This is a genomic window from Streptomyces sp. NPDC020965, from assembly GCF_044333555.1.
Lineage (GTDB): Bacteria > Actinomycetota > Actinomycetes > Streptomycetales > Streptomycetaceae > Streptomyces.
Genome location: NZ_JBIRRE010000002.1, coordinates 39,897 through 56,266, shown reverse-complemented (window position 1 = coordinate 56,266; position 16,370 = coordinate 39,897). Strand labels below are relative to the sequence as shown.

Genomic DNA, 16,370 nt, shown 5'->3' with positions numbered 1-16,370 from the left:
GGCGGAGGCCACCCCGATGACCGGGCGGCCCCCGTCCTGACCGGGAGTCCCGCGCGCTACGGGTGCTCCGGAGTGACGTAGTAAGCGGCGAATCCCGCCAGCACCTCCTCCTCGCTGATCCGCCCGTCGCCGTCGGCGTCCAGCGCCGACGCCACCTGCGCCGCCACCGGAGCCTCGACGCCGAGCACCCGCAGCACCCGCTCGGCCGCCGCGGGCGTCATCCCGCCGCCGTCCTCATCGGCGAGGGCGATCACCGCATGCAGGAACGGCCGGGCGATCCCGGCGAGCCGCTGCGGATTGTCCCGGAGCCGCTTCACCGCCCCGGTGATGAACTCCTGGCGGGTGACGCGCTGATCCCCGTCGACATCGGCGATTCCCGCCATGCCCTGCCAGAATGCCTCCGCGCCGCTGTAGAGGGCCTGACCCTTCTCACAGCGTGCGGTGGTGGAGAACTCGGAGAGCAGCGCGGCGGCTGCCCCGCTGAAGTCCTGTCGATCGATATAGCCGTTGCCGTCCTGGTCAAAGGCGGCGAAGCGAGACGCGATCTTGCGCTCGTACTCTGCGCTGTCCATGCGGGGAGAGTACGTCTCCACACGGCTGACGCGTGCAAGTACCCATCTTTTTTGGGGCTCGGTTCGCCTCCGGGGCGCTTTAAGCGTGCCCCGACGGTCGATCGTGCTCGATCCCTCGTTCCTCGGGATCTCCGCGCGTTCTCCCTTTCGGGACCCGCGCGCCCCTTCGGCTCACTCGCCAAGAGTGTGGCAGGGCCTCCGCACAGCGCCCGCGCGGGCCCTCGGCTCACCCGCCAAAGGTGCCCAGGACCTCCACGCAGCACCCGCGGGGGGTCACGCCGACAACGGGGTCGCCTCGTCGCCCGTCGCCGCGCCCGTGTCCCCGTAGACATCGAAGAGTCGGCGGACCCCCAGCGAGCCCAGCACCCGGTTGACGTGTGACCCCTCGACCACACCGCGCGCGGGGAGGACGAGTCTCAGCCGGCCGCCGCAGGACTGGAGCAGTCGGCGCGCGGCGATCAGCACGCCCACACCGCTGGAGTCGCAGAAGACGACATCGGACAGATCCAGCACCACATCCCGGCGCCCCGCGGCCACGGCCGCGTGCACATGTCGGCGGACTTCTGGCGAGGACACCAGGTCCAGTTCGCCGTCGATGTGGAGCACGGTCCACACGCTCTGCCGGGTCTCGTACACGTTGAGCGGCACTCCCGAACCTCCCGTTGCGTCCTGTTCGTCCTCTGCGGTCCCGTGTCGACGCCACATCCGTGCTTCTGGCGCGTCTTCCCTGCTTCGTCGACACGAAACCCGATGGCCGTAGCAGGTTTTCATGGCGGCCGCGGGCTCTTACCATCCAGCGCCCCCCAGGGGGCGCACTTGAGGTAAAGGGGCGTGCGTGCCGTGCCGCGCGCATTACATTCGAAAGGGGGCACAAGCACGGACGGACACAGGAGCACTACGCAGGGCAAGGCTTGGGGGTCGGATGGTAAGGGACACTCCGCTGCGCTGGGACCGCAAGATGCAGCAGCGACTGGCGCGGGGTGAGGCGGCGGCACTCGGTGAGCTGTACGACAGGCTCGCCTCACTGGTGCACATGCTGGCCCGACGCGTGCTCGACGACGACCGCGCGGCCGACCAGGTGACCCGCGAGGTGTTCGGTTACATCTGGGAGAATCCGGACGCCTACGACCCCAAGCAGGGCTCGATGCGCTCCTGGGTCGCCGGGCTCACCAACAGCCAGGCCGTCCACCGGCTGCGCCAGACGGGCGCGGCGGCCCTCGCGGACGGCGCGGCGGGCTCGTCGGAGGAGTTGGAACAGAAGGTGCGCCGGGCGGCGGTGGCGGCCCGTGCCGACTACATCGTGAATTCGATGCCCGCACCGCTGCGGGCCGCCCTGGAGCTGGCGTACTTCGAGCGCCGGGACTACCGGCAGACGGCGGCCGACCTCGGACTGACCGAGGACGAGGCCCGGCGCCGGCTGCGCCTCGGTCTCCAACTGCTCTCCAGCGCGAACACCCGCCCGCTGGAGGGCTCATCGCCGCCCGGAATCGGACGCTCCCTATGAGTGGGCCCCGGCGCGACGGAGAGAGCGGACCTGACGGCCGCGACGGCCCCGACCAGGACGATCCGGACGACGAAGGGCGCGACGGCGTACGGCGCGCGCCCCGGATACCAGGCCCGCAGGGCACGCTGGCGACGGCGGCGGACGATCTCGACCCGCCACCCGCACCACCGGGCCGGCTGCCACCACCCCGCGCCGCGCCCGCTCCCGAGACCAGCACTCCCGAGGCCGATATGCCTGTGACACCGGACAGTGGCGACGGGACACCGGACCACGGGGTGCTGAAATCCCTCCTGGGCGCGTGGGCACTGGCGGCCTGCTCGGCAGAGGAGACGGCCGCCGTCGAACTGCACCTCGGCGACTGCGCACCCTGCGCGGACGAGGCGCTGCGGCTGCGTGATGCGGTCGGTCTGCTGCACACGGAACGGGATCTGGATCTCGATCCGCTGCTGCGGTTCCGGGTGCTGGAGAACTGCCTGGGCCGCCGTCCGGCACGGATCCCGGTGCCGGAGTGGGCTTCCCCGTACGACGCGGAGACGGCCAGGCTCGACGCCCTGCTGCGGGACATCGGCGAGGCGGAGTGGCACGCGCCGGTGCGGCTGCGCTGGTTCGAGGGCATGGGCGAGGTGGGGCGCAGGACGACGGTGGCCGGGGTGATCGGGCATCTGTTGACCGTGGACGGGCTGGTCTCGCACGCACTGGGGCTGGACGACCCGCTGGGCCGGGACATGCCGAAGACACCGACGGAGCGTACGGAGAAGTTCTGGCGGGCGGAGCACCATCCCACGACGCGGGAGGTGCACGGCCCGTGGCGGGAGCAGAGCCATACGCTGATCCGGACGGTGTCGTTCGCGGGCCGTGGAGTGGCCGATCTCTCCGTGCCGTACGGCGAATTCGCGCTGCCGCTGCGGGATTCGCTGCTGGACCGTGCCTTCGAGTGCTGGATCCATGCGGAGGACATCGCGGAAGCGGTGGACTATCCGTACGCCCCACCGCGCGGCTCCCATCTGCACCGCATGATCGACCTGGCGGCCCGGCTGCTGCCCGCCGCCCTGGCCGGCCGCCGTCGGGCGGGCTTGGCCTCCCCGTCGAAATACCTGGTGGCGGCGGGGTCCCCGGGCCGTTCGCTGCATCTGGAGGTGGAGGGTGCGGGTGGCGGTGACTGGTACATCGCCCTGGACTCACCGGCCGCGCTGGGGACCGCGGAGCTGTCGGTGGCGCAGGTGGCCCTGGACGGGGTCGAGTTCTGCCGTCTGGTGGCGGGTCATGTGTCGCCGGAGGAGGCCGCCGCGGGACAGGACGGGGACCGGGAGGCGATTAGGGATGTGCTCTTCGCCGCGGCGTCACTGAGCCGGATGTAAAGGCTGTTCCCTGGACCCCGGAGATGGCTGCCAATCCCTGGCGCGGGCCGTTGCCGGCGCGGCGGTCGCCGGATTCCCTCTCGTCTGATTCTCCCGCGCTGGTTTCTCCCTCGCGGATTTCCGTTCGCCGGCGCCGCATTCCGAGGTGGCAGGCCGGCGTTCGGCCGCTCACCGGCCGCTTCACCGTCGTCATATCCAGCTCCCGGAATCCGGCCGGCCGGTACACCGCGATGAACCCCCCACCGGAAATCACGTCCTCGTACGGTGATGAACGGAGCCCCCCACCCGACCCGGGCGATCGCGACCTCCCCGCCCCTCGGGGCTTCGGACCAGGTGGGCGGCGGCGCCATCGGACCACACGGCTCCGCGCCGCCATGCCGCCGTGACACAGCGCACATTGACTGTCAGTCATCTGCGATGACTATGCTTCAGCCGCGCATTTTCCTTCTCACAACGGAATCAGGGGGCGACGGACATGTGGACCGCCGGACGGATTCCCTCGCCGCGCACGAGGGATACGTCCTCGGCTGGCCGTCCGCCAAGACGGTGAAAATACCCCCGGCCCGGGAATGTCCCGGAGAATTCTCCCGGCCCATACGCGGAGGGTTATCCCGCACCGCCCCCGAAGGCTCGCCAGTCCGCTGGCGGGCCTTTTCGGCATCCATGGGCCCCGGCCCGTACCGCCATGGTCACCTCCGCACGACCACTCCGCACGACGACCCCGCACGACCACTCCGTACGACGCCACGAAAGGTGATGTCCCCGATGCGATCCGCATCCCGCCGCATACGCTTCACCGCGCGCGCCGCCATCGCGACCGCGCTGGTCTCCGCGCTGCTGCCGATCTCGGCCGCCGTCGCCGCCGACCCCCCGGTGGCGCGGCCCGCGCCCACCGCCGTACCGGCCGAAGACGACAGACTCGCCGACGACGGGCTCGCCGACGAGCCCACCGGCGAGCAGGACGACTCGGCCGGCGGCCCCGCCCTCGCGAGACCCGGCGCCCCCGCGGCCGGCGCCCTCTCCGCACCCATCCCGGGCCGGCCCGGGGACTTCCAGATCCGCGCCGGGGCCAGTCTCACCGGGCTCGTCACACGGCTCGACGCCGCGCTCCCCAAGCAGTCCCTCACCCGCCTGCTGGAGCAGGCCGACCGCACCGCCGGTTGGGGTGCCGCCTGCGGTGACCTCGACATCTACGGCCCGCTGCTACAGCCGCAGAATCGTGCCTGCCCGCGCCACGGGGACGAGACCACCTCGGAGTGGATCCCGCAGGCCATCACGGGCGTCTCCGACGCCGTGGAGGACGAGAAGTGGGGTGAGTCCCCCGCCACCCCGGTCGTCACCTCCTCGTACGACAAGGTGAACACCGGCCGGTCGGACTACGCCTCCGGCCGGGACAACTGTGTCGCGCCGACCTCCGACCTCACCTGCAATGAGAAGGGTGCGCGGATCACCTTCCTCAACCAGTCCACCGGCAAGTACCGCCATGTGCTGCTGGTCTGGCCGTACCAGAACACCAACGGCAACATCTCCTTCGACGCGCTCCACGCGCGCGAGGGCACCTGTCCCGACACCGGCCCGCGGCCCGCGGACTGCAAAGCCGAGCAGGGCATCCACGCCGGTGGCATGGTCTGGTTCCGCAACTACCTCTACGTCGCCGACACCAGTAACGGCTTCCGCGTCTTCGACATGCGCAAGATCATGGACCTCGACCCGGACCAGAACCCGGCCGTCAACGACCCCACCCCCGACGGGCTCATCAGCAACGTCCAGGACGAGCGCCGCGTCGGGCGGCAGAACAGTGTCTGGTACAGCTTCGGCTACCGCTATGTGCTGCCCCAGGTCGCCACGCTCACCTTCACCGCCGGCACCCACGGCGGGCCCACCGCGGACGGCCAGTGCTACACCACCGGACGGCCGAAGGCGTCGTACGCCTCACTCGACCGCACCGGCGTCCCGCACCTGATCGTCGGCGAGTACTGCAACCGCAACCAGGGCGGCGACAGCACCGGCCGGGTGGGCGTCCTGCCCATGGAGGCGCTGGCGGCGGTCGTCGAGAGCGGATCGACCGTGCCGATCGACGCCACCGAGGCGTACGGGCTGCCGACCACCGGAACCTTCGGCACCGGCACCGAGCGCCTGTGGCACAAGATCCAGGCCGCCCTGCGGTACGACGGGAAGTGGTACTTCCACCGCAGCAACCACCACTCGAAGGGCGTGCTGCTCCAGGCGACCCCGCAGCAGAACCAGCTCACCGGCAACCCGATCACCCTGGAGTCCACCATCGGCGTGGAGGACCTCTACCTGGCCCATGGGCGTGGGCTGAACCGCCCGCCCGAGCTGTGGTCCCTCAGTGAGCACGCCGAGGGGCTGACGGACTACAACGTCCAGCCGCCGAAGGTGTGCACGGCGTGCGCGCGGGAGGTCTACAGCTACAGCATGAGCAGCGTGCTGACCGGCTTCGGTCTCTAGACAGACCCGCGAGACCGCGAGGCCCCGCGACCGCAGGTGCTGCCGTACGGCCGGGGGGGCGTCCTCCCGGCCGTACGGCACGCGGACCGGGCCTACGCGAAGACGACCGTACGGCGGCCGTTCAGCAGGATGCGGTGTTCCGCGTGCCACTTCACCGCGCGGGCCAGCGCCTGGCACTCCACGTCCCGGCCGACCGCCACGAGCTGGTCCGGGGTCACCTCATGGCCCACCCGCTCGACCTCCTGCTCGATGATCGGCCCCTCGTCGAGGTCGGCCGTCACATAGTGGGCCGTCGCGCCGATCAGCTTCACCCCGCGCGCGTGCGCCTGGTGGTACGGCTTCGCGCCCTTGAAGCTCGGCAGGAAGGAGTGGTGGATGTTGATGATCCGCCCGCTGAGCTGCTTGCAGAGGTCGTCCGACAGGACCTGCATATAGCGCGCGAGCACCACCAGCTCGACACTCTCCGCGCGCACCAGCTCCAGTAGCTGTGCCTCCGCCTCCGCCTTGTTCTCCTTGGTGACCGGAATGTGGTGGAAGGGGATGTTGTACGTGCCGACCAGTTCGGCGAAGTCCCGGTGGTTGGAGACCACGGCGACGATCTCCACCGGCAGCGCCCCGATGCTGGAGCGGAAGAGCAGGTCGTTCAGGCAGTGGCCGAACTTGCTGACCATCAGGACGATCCGCATCGGCTCGTCGGCGGCGTGGATCTGCCAGTCCATCGCGAAGGAGTCCCCGACGGCGGTGAAGCTCGCCCGGAGCTTCTCGACGTTCACCGGCGCCTCGGCCGAGAAGTGGACCCGCATGAAGAACAGACCCGTGTCCCGGTCCCCGAACTGCTGACTGTCCTCGATGTTGCAGCCAGTGATGAAGAGATAGCTCGACACGGCATGAACAATGCCCTGTTTGTCCGGGCAGGAGAGCGTCAGGACGTACTGGTCGGTCATCCTCGTAGGGTGCCATATCCGACGGCGAGCGGACGGGATGGTCCACCCAGCGGTCGCCCCCGCGGACGAGCAGGTCGGGTCGGACCAGGCGCTCCGGTCGAGTCGGGGGTGGGGTCGGCTCGGGGGTGGGGTCGGCTCCGCAGGCGGGGCGGTCAGGCGGACCGGGTCATGATCCGCAGGACGTCCAGCGACCTCGGCGGGTCGTCCGGGTCCTCGCCGTCGTTCTCCGCCAGGCGTACGTGCGCGTCGCGGCACGCCCGGACGGCCTCGGGCCAGCCGTGGTGCTCCATATAGGCGGACACGGGGGCGTCGGCCCCCACCTGGTGCATGATCCGCAGCACCCGCAGCACCGCGACGTCCACCAGCGCGGCCTCGTTCGCGTCACGGAAGATGGTGCCGATGTATTTGTCACCCGACCAGTTGTCCAGCCAGGTGTCCTCGACCAGCCGGTAGACGGCGTCGGTCACATCTCCGTACCCCTCCCTCCCGACCAGCCAGGTCTCCCGCTGGAAGACGGGGTCGGAGAGCATGTGCAGCGCCGAACGCACATGAGTGCGCCAGCGCCACCAGGGCATGTCATTGAGCGGCATACCGCCCATGGTGGAGGAGCGACGGCCGCGACGGGAAGGGAAATCCGGACCTTGCTGCACGCCGTCGATCGTACGTTCCTTTCCGCGGCGGCTCCCACACCCCCCGTAATTCACCTCCCCGACACTCCTCGTTGAAGCGGGCACACTCCGCCGTTACCCGGGTGACGGAACTGTGATGGACCATGACCGGTAGGCGACGCTCCTCCTCCCCCCGCCCCTCCTGGATCGCGCAGAACCCCTCCGGGGACGCCCGTACCGCCCGGATCACCGAGGCGGCCGGGAAACCCCGGACCACCCGCGGCACCTCCTGGACCGCACCGGCCCGCCCAGCCGCCCTCCTGGTGGCCGGGGCGCTGCTCGCCACCGGCTGCGGGGTGCTCCCCGGCGGCGGGAACGGCTCCCGGGAGTCCGTCACGGTGATGACCTTCGCGCCCGAGAAGACCCAGGCGACGAACCTGCCCGGAATGCCCGCCATGGCGAAGGCGTACGCCCGCTGGGTGAACTCCGACGGCGGCATCGACGGCCACCGGCTGCGCATCATCTCCTGCAACGAGAAGAACACCGCGATCGGCGCCTCCGCCTGCGCCCGGCGCGCGGTCGCGGAGAAGGTGGACGCGGTCGTCGGCTCGTACAGCCAGCACGGCCACTCCTTCATGGCCCCGCTGGAGGCGGCCGGAATCCCCTTCATCGGCGGCTACGGGATCACCGAGGAGGAGTTCACCAGCTACCTCTCCTACCCCGTCAACGGCGGCCAGTCGGCCCTTCTCGCCGGTCATGGGATGCAACTCGCCGACCTCTGCCGTCACGTCTCCCTCGTCCGCCCCGACTCCCTCGCGGGCGACGGACAGCTCGAACTGCTCAACGCCGGTCTCGCACGGAGCGGGCGCGAGTCGACCGACATCCTCGCCCCCGAGGACGCGACCGACTACACCCGGGCCGCCGCGCGGGCCCGCTCGAAGGCGGGCGACCCCGGCGCGGAGGCCGACGACTCCCGGCCCGGCTGTGTCACCGCCACGCTCGGTGAGCGCACCGAGACGTTCTTCGACTCATTCAGGCGGCTGCCCGACGACGACCTCAGCATCCGGGTCTCCTCCGTCCACGGCAGTGTCGGCCAGTCCCTCATCGACCGTACCGGCGGCCGAAGCGGCGCCTTCGAGGGCGCCTTCATCACCGGCTGGTACCCGGCCGGGGGCGACGCCCGCTGGGACGCGATGCGGGAGGTGATCAACACCCATGCGTTCGCCGACAACAGCGTCGACCCCACCGACCCGGGGGCGCAGACCACTTGGATCGCGTACGGCGTGCTGCGGGCGGTGATCGAGGAGATCGACTCGGCCGAGATCACCCCCCAGCGCATCGCCCACACGCTCGACTCCGGGGTACGGGTCGACACCGGGGGCCTCACACCGCCGCTGCGCTGGGACTTCGAGGACATGCTCGGCACCCCCGGTCTGCCCCGGGTGGTGAACCCGGGGGTGACCTTCCAAGTCGTCTCCCAGGGACGGCTGGTGGCCCAGCGGGAGGGCTTCGTGGACGTCGGCAAGGCGCTGAACGCCGCCGTCGACCTCTGAGCCCACCGCTGAGTACCGCCGTCGACCTCTGAGCCGGCCGCTGAGTACCGCTGTCGAGCTCTGAGCCCACCGCTGAGTACCGCCGTCGAGCTCTGGGCCCGCCGCCGAAGGCCACGACGGCGGGCAGGCGCGTGCCGGGGGGGGTCCTCCCCGCCGGCCCCGGGTCTTCCCCGACGACCCCGGGGCCTTCCGTGACAGCCCTAGAGCTGGTCGGCGCCGCGCGCGGTCAGCCGGTACTTGACCGCGATCGAGTTCCAGATCGCGGACGCCTCCCGCTTGGCCTCGGTCGCCGCGCCGCTGGCGCGGTTGGCCTCGGCCGACCGCTTGGTGAGGCGCGCCTTACCGTCCCGGCAGCCCTTCTTCCGCTTGACCTGCTTGGCCCAGGCCGCGTAGTCGTCATCGGCCGAAGCGGAGGACTTCCACGCCTTGGTGAGCGCCTTCGTCAGCTCGGCGTGCCGGGGCAGCCCGTCGACGCTGAGCTTCTCCAGCCGGTCCACCAGCTCCCGGCGCTGGTCGGCCGCCTCGCGCAGATCGTCCCGGGCCCGGTCGAGGTTGTCACAGCGTTTGATGTCCTCCACCGAGCGGATCACCGCGCCACGGCTGTTGTTGCTGTCCGCGAGGAGCCGGTCCAGCGCTTCGGCCTGGGGCCGGGCCGGATCGTCGTCGGGCTTGGGCAGATCGTCGAGGTCGGGGGTCGGCGAGGCCGCCACGACCTTCTCACTCTCCTTCGGGCGGTCGTCGCCGTCGCCCTTGCCGCCGAACACCAGCGCGCCGGCGCCCAGTCCGACGATGGCGCAGCCGACGACCACGGCCGCGACCAGGGGCACCGGCAGTGACCTCCGCCGCCGTGCCGGGGCCCGGCGGCGCGATCCCCGGCCGGGCCGGGGAGACGATGAGGCCGGGGCCGCGTCACCCCCCGTACCTCCTGAGCCGCCCATACCTCCTGAACCACCCGTGCCGCCGTCGAAGCGGGGCATCTGCTGGGTGGAGTCCGGGGTCGGGCCGATCCCGGCCGCACCCCCGGCGTCGGCGCGGAAGAGATTGTCGAACTCAGCCGGCGGCGGTCGGTCACCGGGCGCGCCGGGGCGTATCCCGTACGGGGCGCTCACGGGGGCCGGCGGCACCGCGGGCTCCGCGGCCGACCCCCGGCGCCGCGAGGGGCGCGAGGGCCTGGAGGTGTCGGCGGCGTCGGCGGCGGTCTCCGGGGGAAGCGCGCCCGGTGCGACGGGCGGCAGGTACTGGGTGGCGTCGCCCCCACCGGGGACGGGCTGGATGTACTGGGTCGCGTCGGACGCGCCCAGCACGGGCGGGATGTACTGCGTGGCGTCGGACGCGCCGGGCACGGGCGGTCCCGCGTGCGGCGGGACCGGGGGTATCAGCCGGGTCGCGTCGGACGCACCGGGAACCGGCTGGATGTACTGGGTCGCGTCGGACGCGCCCGGCACGGGCGGGATGTACTGCGTCGCGTCCGAAGCGCCCGGCACGGGCGGCCCCCCGTCCGCTCCGACCGGGGGGAGGTACTGGGTGGCGTCCGCGGCGGCGTGCGGCGGGACGGCGTCCGGCAGCGGATGGCCCGCCGCCCCGTACTCCCCCTGGCCGTATCCCGGGCCCGGCCGGGCGGCCTCGGGACCGGGCTGCCCGGGGCCCCAGGGCTCTCCCCACGGCTGCCCGTCCGAGGGAGCCGTCCGGGCGCCGGGGTCACCCGGTATCCAGGGCTCGGATCCGTCGGCGGGCAGCACGACGCCCTCGTGCGCGGGCCCGGCGGTCGGGGGCCGCTCATCACCCTGTCCGCTGTGCGTCACCAGGACTCCTCCATGTGAACCTACGGAACCGTCGGGTCACGCTACCGGGTGCCCCGGTCCCCTCCGCACACACACCGGCGAGTGATGGTGGCGAGCCCCCTCAACGCGCTGCTGGGAGGCGGTCTGTGAGAGCGCTCACGCGGCCTGCGCCTCCAGCCGCGCGCCGAACTCACGCACCGCGGGTTCGTCCGCGTACGGCTCCAGACGCTGCTGGAAGTCCTCCAGATACTCCGCTCCCCGGCTGGAGCGCAGCCGCCCCAGCAGCTCCACCGCGCCCGTTCCCGTATGGCACGCCTGCTCGACCTCGCGCTGCTGCACCTGGGCCGTGGCGAGCAGGATCATGCCGATCGCCCGCCGTCGGGCCCGGGCCTCCGGATGCCCGTCCAGCGCGTTCGCCGCATGGTGCTCGGCGGCCTCGGGCTGGCCCAGGTCGCGATAGCAGTGGGCCAGTTCGTCCGCGAGGTAGGCCCGGTCGAAATGGGTGATCCACACGGGGTCGTCGCCCGTCTCCGGCTCGGACCGCTCCAGCGCGGAGAGCGCCTTGCCCGCCACGGTGTGACAGGTGCGGGCGTCCCCGAGGAGGGCGTGACCCCGGGCCTCGGCGGCGAAGAACATCGCCTCGGCGCGCGGGGTGATCTGGCCTCTGGCCCCTTCCTGTGCGGCGCGCGCCAGTTGGGCGATCTCTCTGGGGTTGCCGAGCTGGGCGGCGAGATGGCTCATGGAGGCGGCGAGCACATAGCCGCCGTACCCCCGGTCGCCGGCCGCCTGGGCGAGCCGGAGGGCCTGGATGTAGTAGCGCTGGGCGAGGCCGGGCTGGCCGGTGTCGACGGCCATGTATCCCGCCAGCTCGGTGAGTCGGGCGACGGCGGCGAACAGGTCCCGGCCGACGGTCTCCCGGTACGAGCCGGAGAGCAGCCCGGAGACGACGGAGTTCAGGTAGTGCACGACGACCGGGCGGATGTGTCCGCTGCCGAATCGGTGGTCCAGCTCGGTGAGGGCCGAGGTCATCGCCCGTACCGCATCGACGTCCGAGCCGCCGACCCGGGCGCCCGCCGTCCGCGCGACCTGGACGTCCGGGCCGGTGATCAGCCAATCGCGGCTGGGTTCGACCAGGGCGGAGGCGGCGACGGCGGCGCCGGAGAGGAAGTCGCGGCGTCCGACGTCGCTGCGCCACAGCTCACAGACCTGCTCGATCGCGCCGAGCACCGTCGGCGAGAACTGGAGGCCGACGCCGGACGCGAGGTTCTTGCCGTTGGCCATGCCGATCTCGTCGATCGTGACCGTACGGCCGAGTTTGCGGCCGAGCGCCTCGGCGATGATGCCGGGGGCGCGTCCGCGTGGCTGCTGTCCACGCAGCCAACGCGCCACCGATGTTTTGTCGTACCGCAGGTCGAGACCGCGTTCCGCGCCGACCATGTTGACGCGGCGGGCGAGTCCGGCGTTGGAACACCCGGCTTCCTGGATGAGCGCCTGCAACCGTTCGTTCGGCTGTCGGGCGACGAGTGGCCTGGCTGCCATGAGTAACCCCCTGGGGCCGCGGTGATCCACGCAGAGATCATTGCGGGCTGATTTACGGAGAATGCAGAATTAAGCGACTTGGTCTGTTATTTCCAGAAGTCATGCCAGAAACTCTTCCAGCGACCCAAAGCCTGCGGCTTTTATTGTTCAAAGCCCGACTTTCACAACCCGTCGCCCGAAACCCGACACCCGAACCCGACACCCGAACCCCGCGCCCGAACCCCGCGCTCGGAACCCACCGCCCGGACGCCCCGTCCAAAACCGTCACCCGAACCCCGGCACACGAAACCGGCGTTCGAGGCGCGGCATTCCGGGGCGGGATATTCCGGGCACGGCGTACGGATCCCGGCGTACGGAGCCCCGGGTACGAGCACAAGAGCGCGAACTCCACGGCCCCGAGCCCTTCCGAGTGTCCGGAGTCGGCCGTACGGCATCCCCCGCGTCCCCCGCGCCCGTGCGGTGCTCGCTGGGCGCGGACTCCAACTCGACCTCCTCGCCCATGAGCTTGCCTATGAGGTACCCGTCCCCGTGGCCCGTCGCCGTACGCGCCCCCGTCCGTGCATCCATGCGCCCCATATGCGGGATCATGATCAAGGGCGGGGCGTAGGGCGCCCGTAACCCAAGGTGACGGCGGGAGTTGAGTGGATCGTGGAAGAGACCATCGGAGTCACAGAAGCCGCGCAGATTCCCCAGCAGCGGGGTGAACAGCTACTGGATCATGCGGTGCGCTATGCGGAAGAGCGGCACTGGGACGTGTTCCCCGGCACTTGGCTGGAGGCGGCGGGCACCAGGGAGCACTGCTCCTGTGGTGACGCCGACTGCGCGGCGCCGGGAGCCCACCCGGCGAGACCGGACTGGGCGACCCAGGCGACGGGCAGCGCCACCGCGGCCCGCCGGCTGTGGGGGAAGCACCCGAGGGCGTCGATCCTGCTCCCCACGGGACGGACGTTCGACGCCCTCGACGTGCCCGAGTCGGCCGGGTTCCTGGCCCTGGCGCGGATGGAGCGGATGGAGCTGCCGCTCGGCCCGGTGACCCGCACCCCGGATCGCCGGATGCTCTTCTTCGTACTGCCCGGCGCCACCCCGAAGGTGCCCGAGCTGATTCGCGGGCTCGGCTGGGCGCCCAGCTCCGTCGATCTGGTCGCCCGGGGCGAGGGTCACTATGTGGCCGCTCCGCCGACCCGGGTCGGCGGCCACGGCGCGGTCCAGTGGGCGCGCCGCCCGACCGCCGCCAACCGGTGGCTGCCGGACGCGGAGGAGTTGATCAGCCCGCTGGCGTACGCGTGCGGCCGGGAGGCCGTGGCGGCCCGCACCCGGGGCGTGTGACCTGCCACCACGGCATCGAAGACGGCCACCAGCTCCTTTAAGCAGCCCTTACATAAGGTGTACCCATATCGACGCGCACAGAATGCTGACGCGTAGGACATAGGGGACACCGAAAGGCAGGGCACATGCCGGAGGACCAGGCGATGGGGGCCGCGGAAGCGGGCGGAGCGGGGACGGCGCCGCCCGCCGTCCGTGTCGAGGGGCTGTGGAAACGTTTCGGCGAGCAGATCGCCGTCTCCGGTGTCGATCTCACCCTGCCGGCCGGCCGGTTCATCGGTCTCGTCGGCCCGAACGGCGCCGGGAAGACCACCACCCTCTCGATGGTGACGGGCCTCCTCCGCCCCGACCAGGGCCGGGTGTTCATCTCGGGACACGACGTCTGGCGCGATCCGGTCCAGGTCAAACCCCGTATCGGGATACTGCCGGAGGGACTGCGGCTCTTCGAGCGGCTCTCCGGCCGGGAACTGCTCGGCTACATGGGGCGGCTGCGCGGACTCCCCGGCGACGAGGTCGACAAGCGGGCCGCCCAACTCCTCGACGTACTGGATCTGGCGGGTTCGCAGCACAAGCTGGTCGTGGACTACTCGACCGGTATGCGCAAGAAGATCGGGCTGGCGGCCGCGCTGCTGCACAACCCCGAGGTGCTCTTCCTGGACGAGCCGTTCGAGGGCGTGGACCCGGTCTCGGCCCAGACCATCCGGGGTGTTCTGGAGCGCTACACCGCATCGGGCGCGACGGTCGTCTTCTCCAGCCATGTGATGGAGCTGGTGGAGTCGCTCTGTGACTGGGTCGCCGTGATGGCCGGGGGGCACATCCGGGCCCAGGGTCCGCTCGCGGAGGTACGCGGCGACGCGCCGTCCCTACAGAGCGCGTTCCTGGAACTGGTCGGCGCCAGCGGGCGGGACGCAGGCCAGTCGCTGGACTGGCTCGGCGGCGGTGCCCGATGAGCGGTTCGGCCGCGGACAGCGCCCAGAGCGTCCAGGACGGCGGTGCTGTCGTCGGTGCGCACGGCACGGACACCGACGCGCAGGGCGCTGACGCCCGGCGCGGGGCGGTCGACGCGCTGCCCACGGGGCGGCTGGCCGGGATCTTCGTCCGGCTCAAGCTGTCGCTGCTGCGGAACGGACTGCGCCAGTCCACCGCCCGTACCGCCGTGTTCGTCATCTCCCTCGTCTTCGCCCTGCTCGTCGCGGCGGGCCAGCTCCTCGGGCTGATCCTGCTGCGCGGCAACGACGGCGCCGCGTCCGTCAGCGTCCTGCTGACCGGGGTGCTGGCGCTCGGCTGGGCGGTGATGCCACTCTTCTTCGCCAGCGGTGACGAGACGCTGGACCCGACCCGGCTGGTGATGCTGCCGCTGCGCCCCCGCCCGCTGGTCACCGCGCTGCTCACCGCGTCGCTGGTCGGCATCGGACCGCTCTTCTCGCTCTGCCTGGTGCTGGGTGCGGCGCTCGCGGTCGCACACGGCACCGGGGCGGCGCTGGTCGCCGTCGTCGCGGTGCCGCTCACCCTGCTGGTCTGCGTGGCGTTGGCACGGGCCGTCGCCGCGGCCAACATCCGGCTGCTCACCTCCCGCAAGGGCCGCGATCTCGCCCTGCTCAGCGGTCTGCTGGTCGCGGTGGGCCTCCAGGTCGTCAACTTCGGCGCGCAGCGGCTGGGCCAGTCCGGCGGTCTCTCCGCGCTGGAACCGGCGACGGAGATCGTACGGTGGCTGCCGCCGGCCGCCGCGATCGGCGCCATCGACTCCGCGAGCGAGGGCTCGTACGGGGTGGCGCTGGCCCAGCTCGCGCTGACGGCCGGGGCGCTGTACGCCGTGCTCCGGTACTGGGAGCACAGTCTGACCCGGCTGATGACGGCGCCCGACGGGTCGACGCTCGCCGCGTCGAGCGGGCCGGACCGGGCGGGCTCGTCGTCCGGTCTGCACCGGCTGCTGCCCGGGGGCCGTACGGGCACCGTGATGCAGCGGTTCCTGCGCTATGTGTGGCGCGACCCGAAGACCAAGGCGACCTGGGTGACGGGGCTCGCGATCGGCCTGATCGTGCCGCTGTTCAACGCCCTCCAGGGCACCGGCTCGATCTACTTCGCGACCTTCGCCGCGGGGATGCTGGGCGTGCAGATGTACAACCAGTTCGGGCAGGACACCTCGGCGTTCTGGATGGTCGCACAGACGCTGTCCACCACCCGGGACGCGTACGACGAACTGCGGGCGCGGGCACTCGCGCTGCTGCTGATCACCCTCCCGTACAGCACTCTCGTCACCGTCGTGACCGCCGCGGTGCTGGCTGACTGGCAGGCGCTGCCGTCGGCGCTGGGGCTGTCGTACGCGGTGCTGGGCGCGATGCTGGGCACCGGCGCGGTGTCGTCGGCCCGGTTCGCGTACTCGATCCCGCAGGACAACGCGTACAAGAACGTCGCGCCGGGGCAGGGCGCCATCGCCTGGATCTCGCTCTTCGGCGGCATGGTCGTCGGGGGGCTGCTCTGCGCCCCGGTGATCGCCCTGACGATCTGGGCCCATCTCACCGACGCGCACGGCCAGCTCTGGCTGGTGCTGCCGTTGGGCGCTGCGTACGGGGTGCTGATGGCGTGGGTCGGGCTGCGGCTCGCCGCGCCGTGGACGGCCCAGCGGCTGCCGGAGATCATCACGGCGGTCAGCAAGTCCTGAGGGCGCCGTCTGCTGCGCGAGGCGCGAGAGGGGGGAGGCCCGATGTGGGTCTTCCCC

At 71.6% G+C, this 16,370-nt stretch carries 13 protein-coding genes; 7 read left to right on the top strand and 6 right to left on the bottom strand.

Features of this window, described 5'->3' with window-relative positions:
• Positions 1-56 precede the first annotated feature (56 nt).
• Positions 57-572 (bottom strand): EF-hand domain-containing protein, encoded by a 516-nt coding sequence (locus ACH4S7_RS07115; RefSeq protein ID WP_398520107.1) that lies wholly within the window; start codon positions 570-572, stop codon positions 57-59.
• A 273-nt stretch (positions 573-845) separates the two neighbouring features.
• Positions 846-1,220 carry an STAS domain-containing protein gene (locus tag ACH4S7_RS07110; RefSeq protein ID WP_398520106.1) on the bottom strand — a complete coding sequence of 125 codons (375 nt, stop codon included), beginning with the start codon at positions 1,218-1,220 and terminating at the stop codon, positions 846-848.
• Positions 1,221-1,494: 274 nt separating this feature from the next.
• Between ACH4S7_RS07110 and ACH4S7_RS07105 the strand changes: the two genes are divergently transcribed.
• The 3 genes from ACH4S7_RS07105 to ACH4S7_RS07095 all read left to right on the top strand — a co-directional run bounded on the left by ACH4S7_RS07105 (position 1,495) and on the right by ACH4S7_RS07095 (position 5,903).
• A complete protein-coding gene (locus tag ACH4S7_RS07105) occupies positions 1,495-2,076 on the top strand; it encodes a sigma-70 family RNA polymerase sigma factor (RefSeq protein WP_398520105.1) in 582 nt (193 codons plus the stop codon).
• Positions 2,073-3,434, top strand: coding sequence for an MDMPI N domain containing protein (locus tag ACH4S7_RS07100; RefSeq protein ID WP_398520104.1), 1,362 nt, complete (start codon positions 2,073-2,075; stop codon positions 3,432-3,434). The genes ACH4S7_RS07105 and ACH4S7_RS07100 overlap by 4 nt, the downstream gene beginning before the upstream one ends.
• Positions 3,435-4,199: 765 nt before the next feature.
• Positions 4,200-5,903: a hypothetical protein gene (locus ACH4S7_RS07095; protein ID WP_398520103.1), complete on the top strand. Its 1,704-nt coding sequence runs from the start codon at positions 4,200-4,202 to the stop codon at positions 5,901-5,903.
• Positions 5,904-5,995: 92 nt separating this feature from the next.
• Here ACH4S7_RS07095 and purU read toward each other — a convergent pair whose 3' ends face one another.
• Both purU and ACH4S7_RS07085 read right to left on the bottom strand, forming a co-directional pair.
• On the bottom strand, positions 5,996-6,847 hold the full coding sequence (gene purU / locus ACH4S7_RS07090) for a formyltetrahydrofolate deformylase (protein WP_398520102.1): 852 nt from the start codon (positions 6,845-6,847) through the stop codon (positions 5,996-5,998).
• Positions 6,848-6,999: 152 nt separating this feature from the next.
• Positions 7,000-7,437: a hypothetical protein gene (locus tag ACH4S7_RS07085; RefSeq protein WP_398520101.1), complete on the bottom strand. Its 438-nt coding sequence runs from the start codon at positions 7,435-7,437 to the stop codon at positions 7,000-7,002.
• Between the two features lie 182 nt (positions 7,438-7,619).
• On the opposite strand from ACH4S7_RS07085, the gene ACH4S7_RS07080 reads away from it, so the two are divergent.
• Entirely contained in the window at positions 7,620-9,008 is a 1,389-nt protein-coding gene (locus tag ACH4S7_RS07080; RefSeq protein WP_398520100.1) for an ABC transporter substrate-binding protein, read from the top strand.
• A gap of 200 nt (positions 9,009-9,208) precedes the next feature.
• Here ACH4S7_RS07080 and ACH4S7_RS07075 read toward each other — a convergent pair whose 3' ends face one another.
• Together ACH4S7_RS07075 and ACH4S7_RS07070 are read right to left on the bottom strand one after the other, a co-directional pair.
• Entirely contained in the window at positions 9,209-10,810 is a 1,602-nt protein-coding gene (locus ACH4S7_RS07075) for a hypothetical protein (RefSeq protein ID WP_398520099.1), read from the bottom strand.
• A 135-nt stretch (positions 10,811-10,945) separates the two neighbouring features.
• A complete protein-coding gene (locus ACH4S7_RS07070; protein ID WP_398520098.1) occupies positions 10,946-12,328 on the bottom strand; it encodes a transcriptional regulator in 1,383 nt (460 codons plus the stop codon).
• 648 nt (positions 12,329-12,976) lie between these two features.
• Here ACH4S7_RS07070 and ACH4S7_RS07065 point away from each other — a divergent pair.
• The 3 genes from ACH4S7_RS07065 to ACH4S7_RS07055 all read left to right on the top strand — a co-directional run bounded on the left by ACH4S7_RS07065 (position 12,977) and on the right by ACH4S7_RS07055 (position 16,313).
• Complete coding sequence (locus ACH4S7_RS07065) at positions 12,977-13,654, top strand: bifunctional DNA primase/polymerase (RefSeq protein ID WP_398520097.1); 678 nt, start codon at positions 12,977-12,979, stop codon at positions 13,652-13,654.
• A 125-nt stretch (positions 13,655-13,779) separates the two neighbouring features.
• Entirely contained in the window at positions 13,780-14,601 is an 822-nt protein-coding gene (locus tag ACH4S7_RS07060; protein WP_398520096.1) for an ABC transporter ATP-binding protein, read from the top strand.
• Positions 14,598-16,313 carry a transporter gene (locus ACH4S7_RS07055; protein WP_398520095.1) on the top strand — a complete coding sequence of 572 codons (1,716 nt, stop codon included), beginning with the start codon at positions 14,598-14,600 and terminating at the stop codon, positions 16,311-16,313. Before ACH4S7_RS07060 ends, ACH4S7_RS07055 begins: the two co-directional genes overlap by 4 nt.
• Positions 16,314-16,370 lie beyond the last annotated feature (57 nt).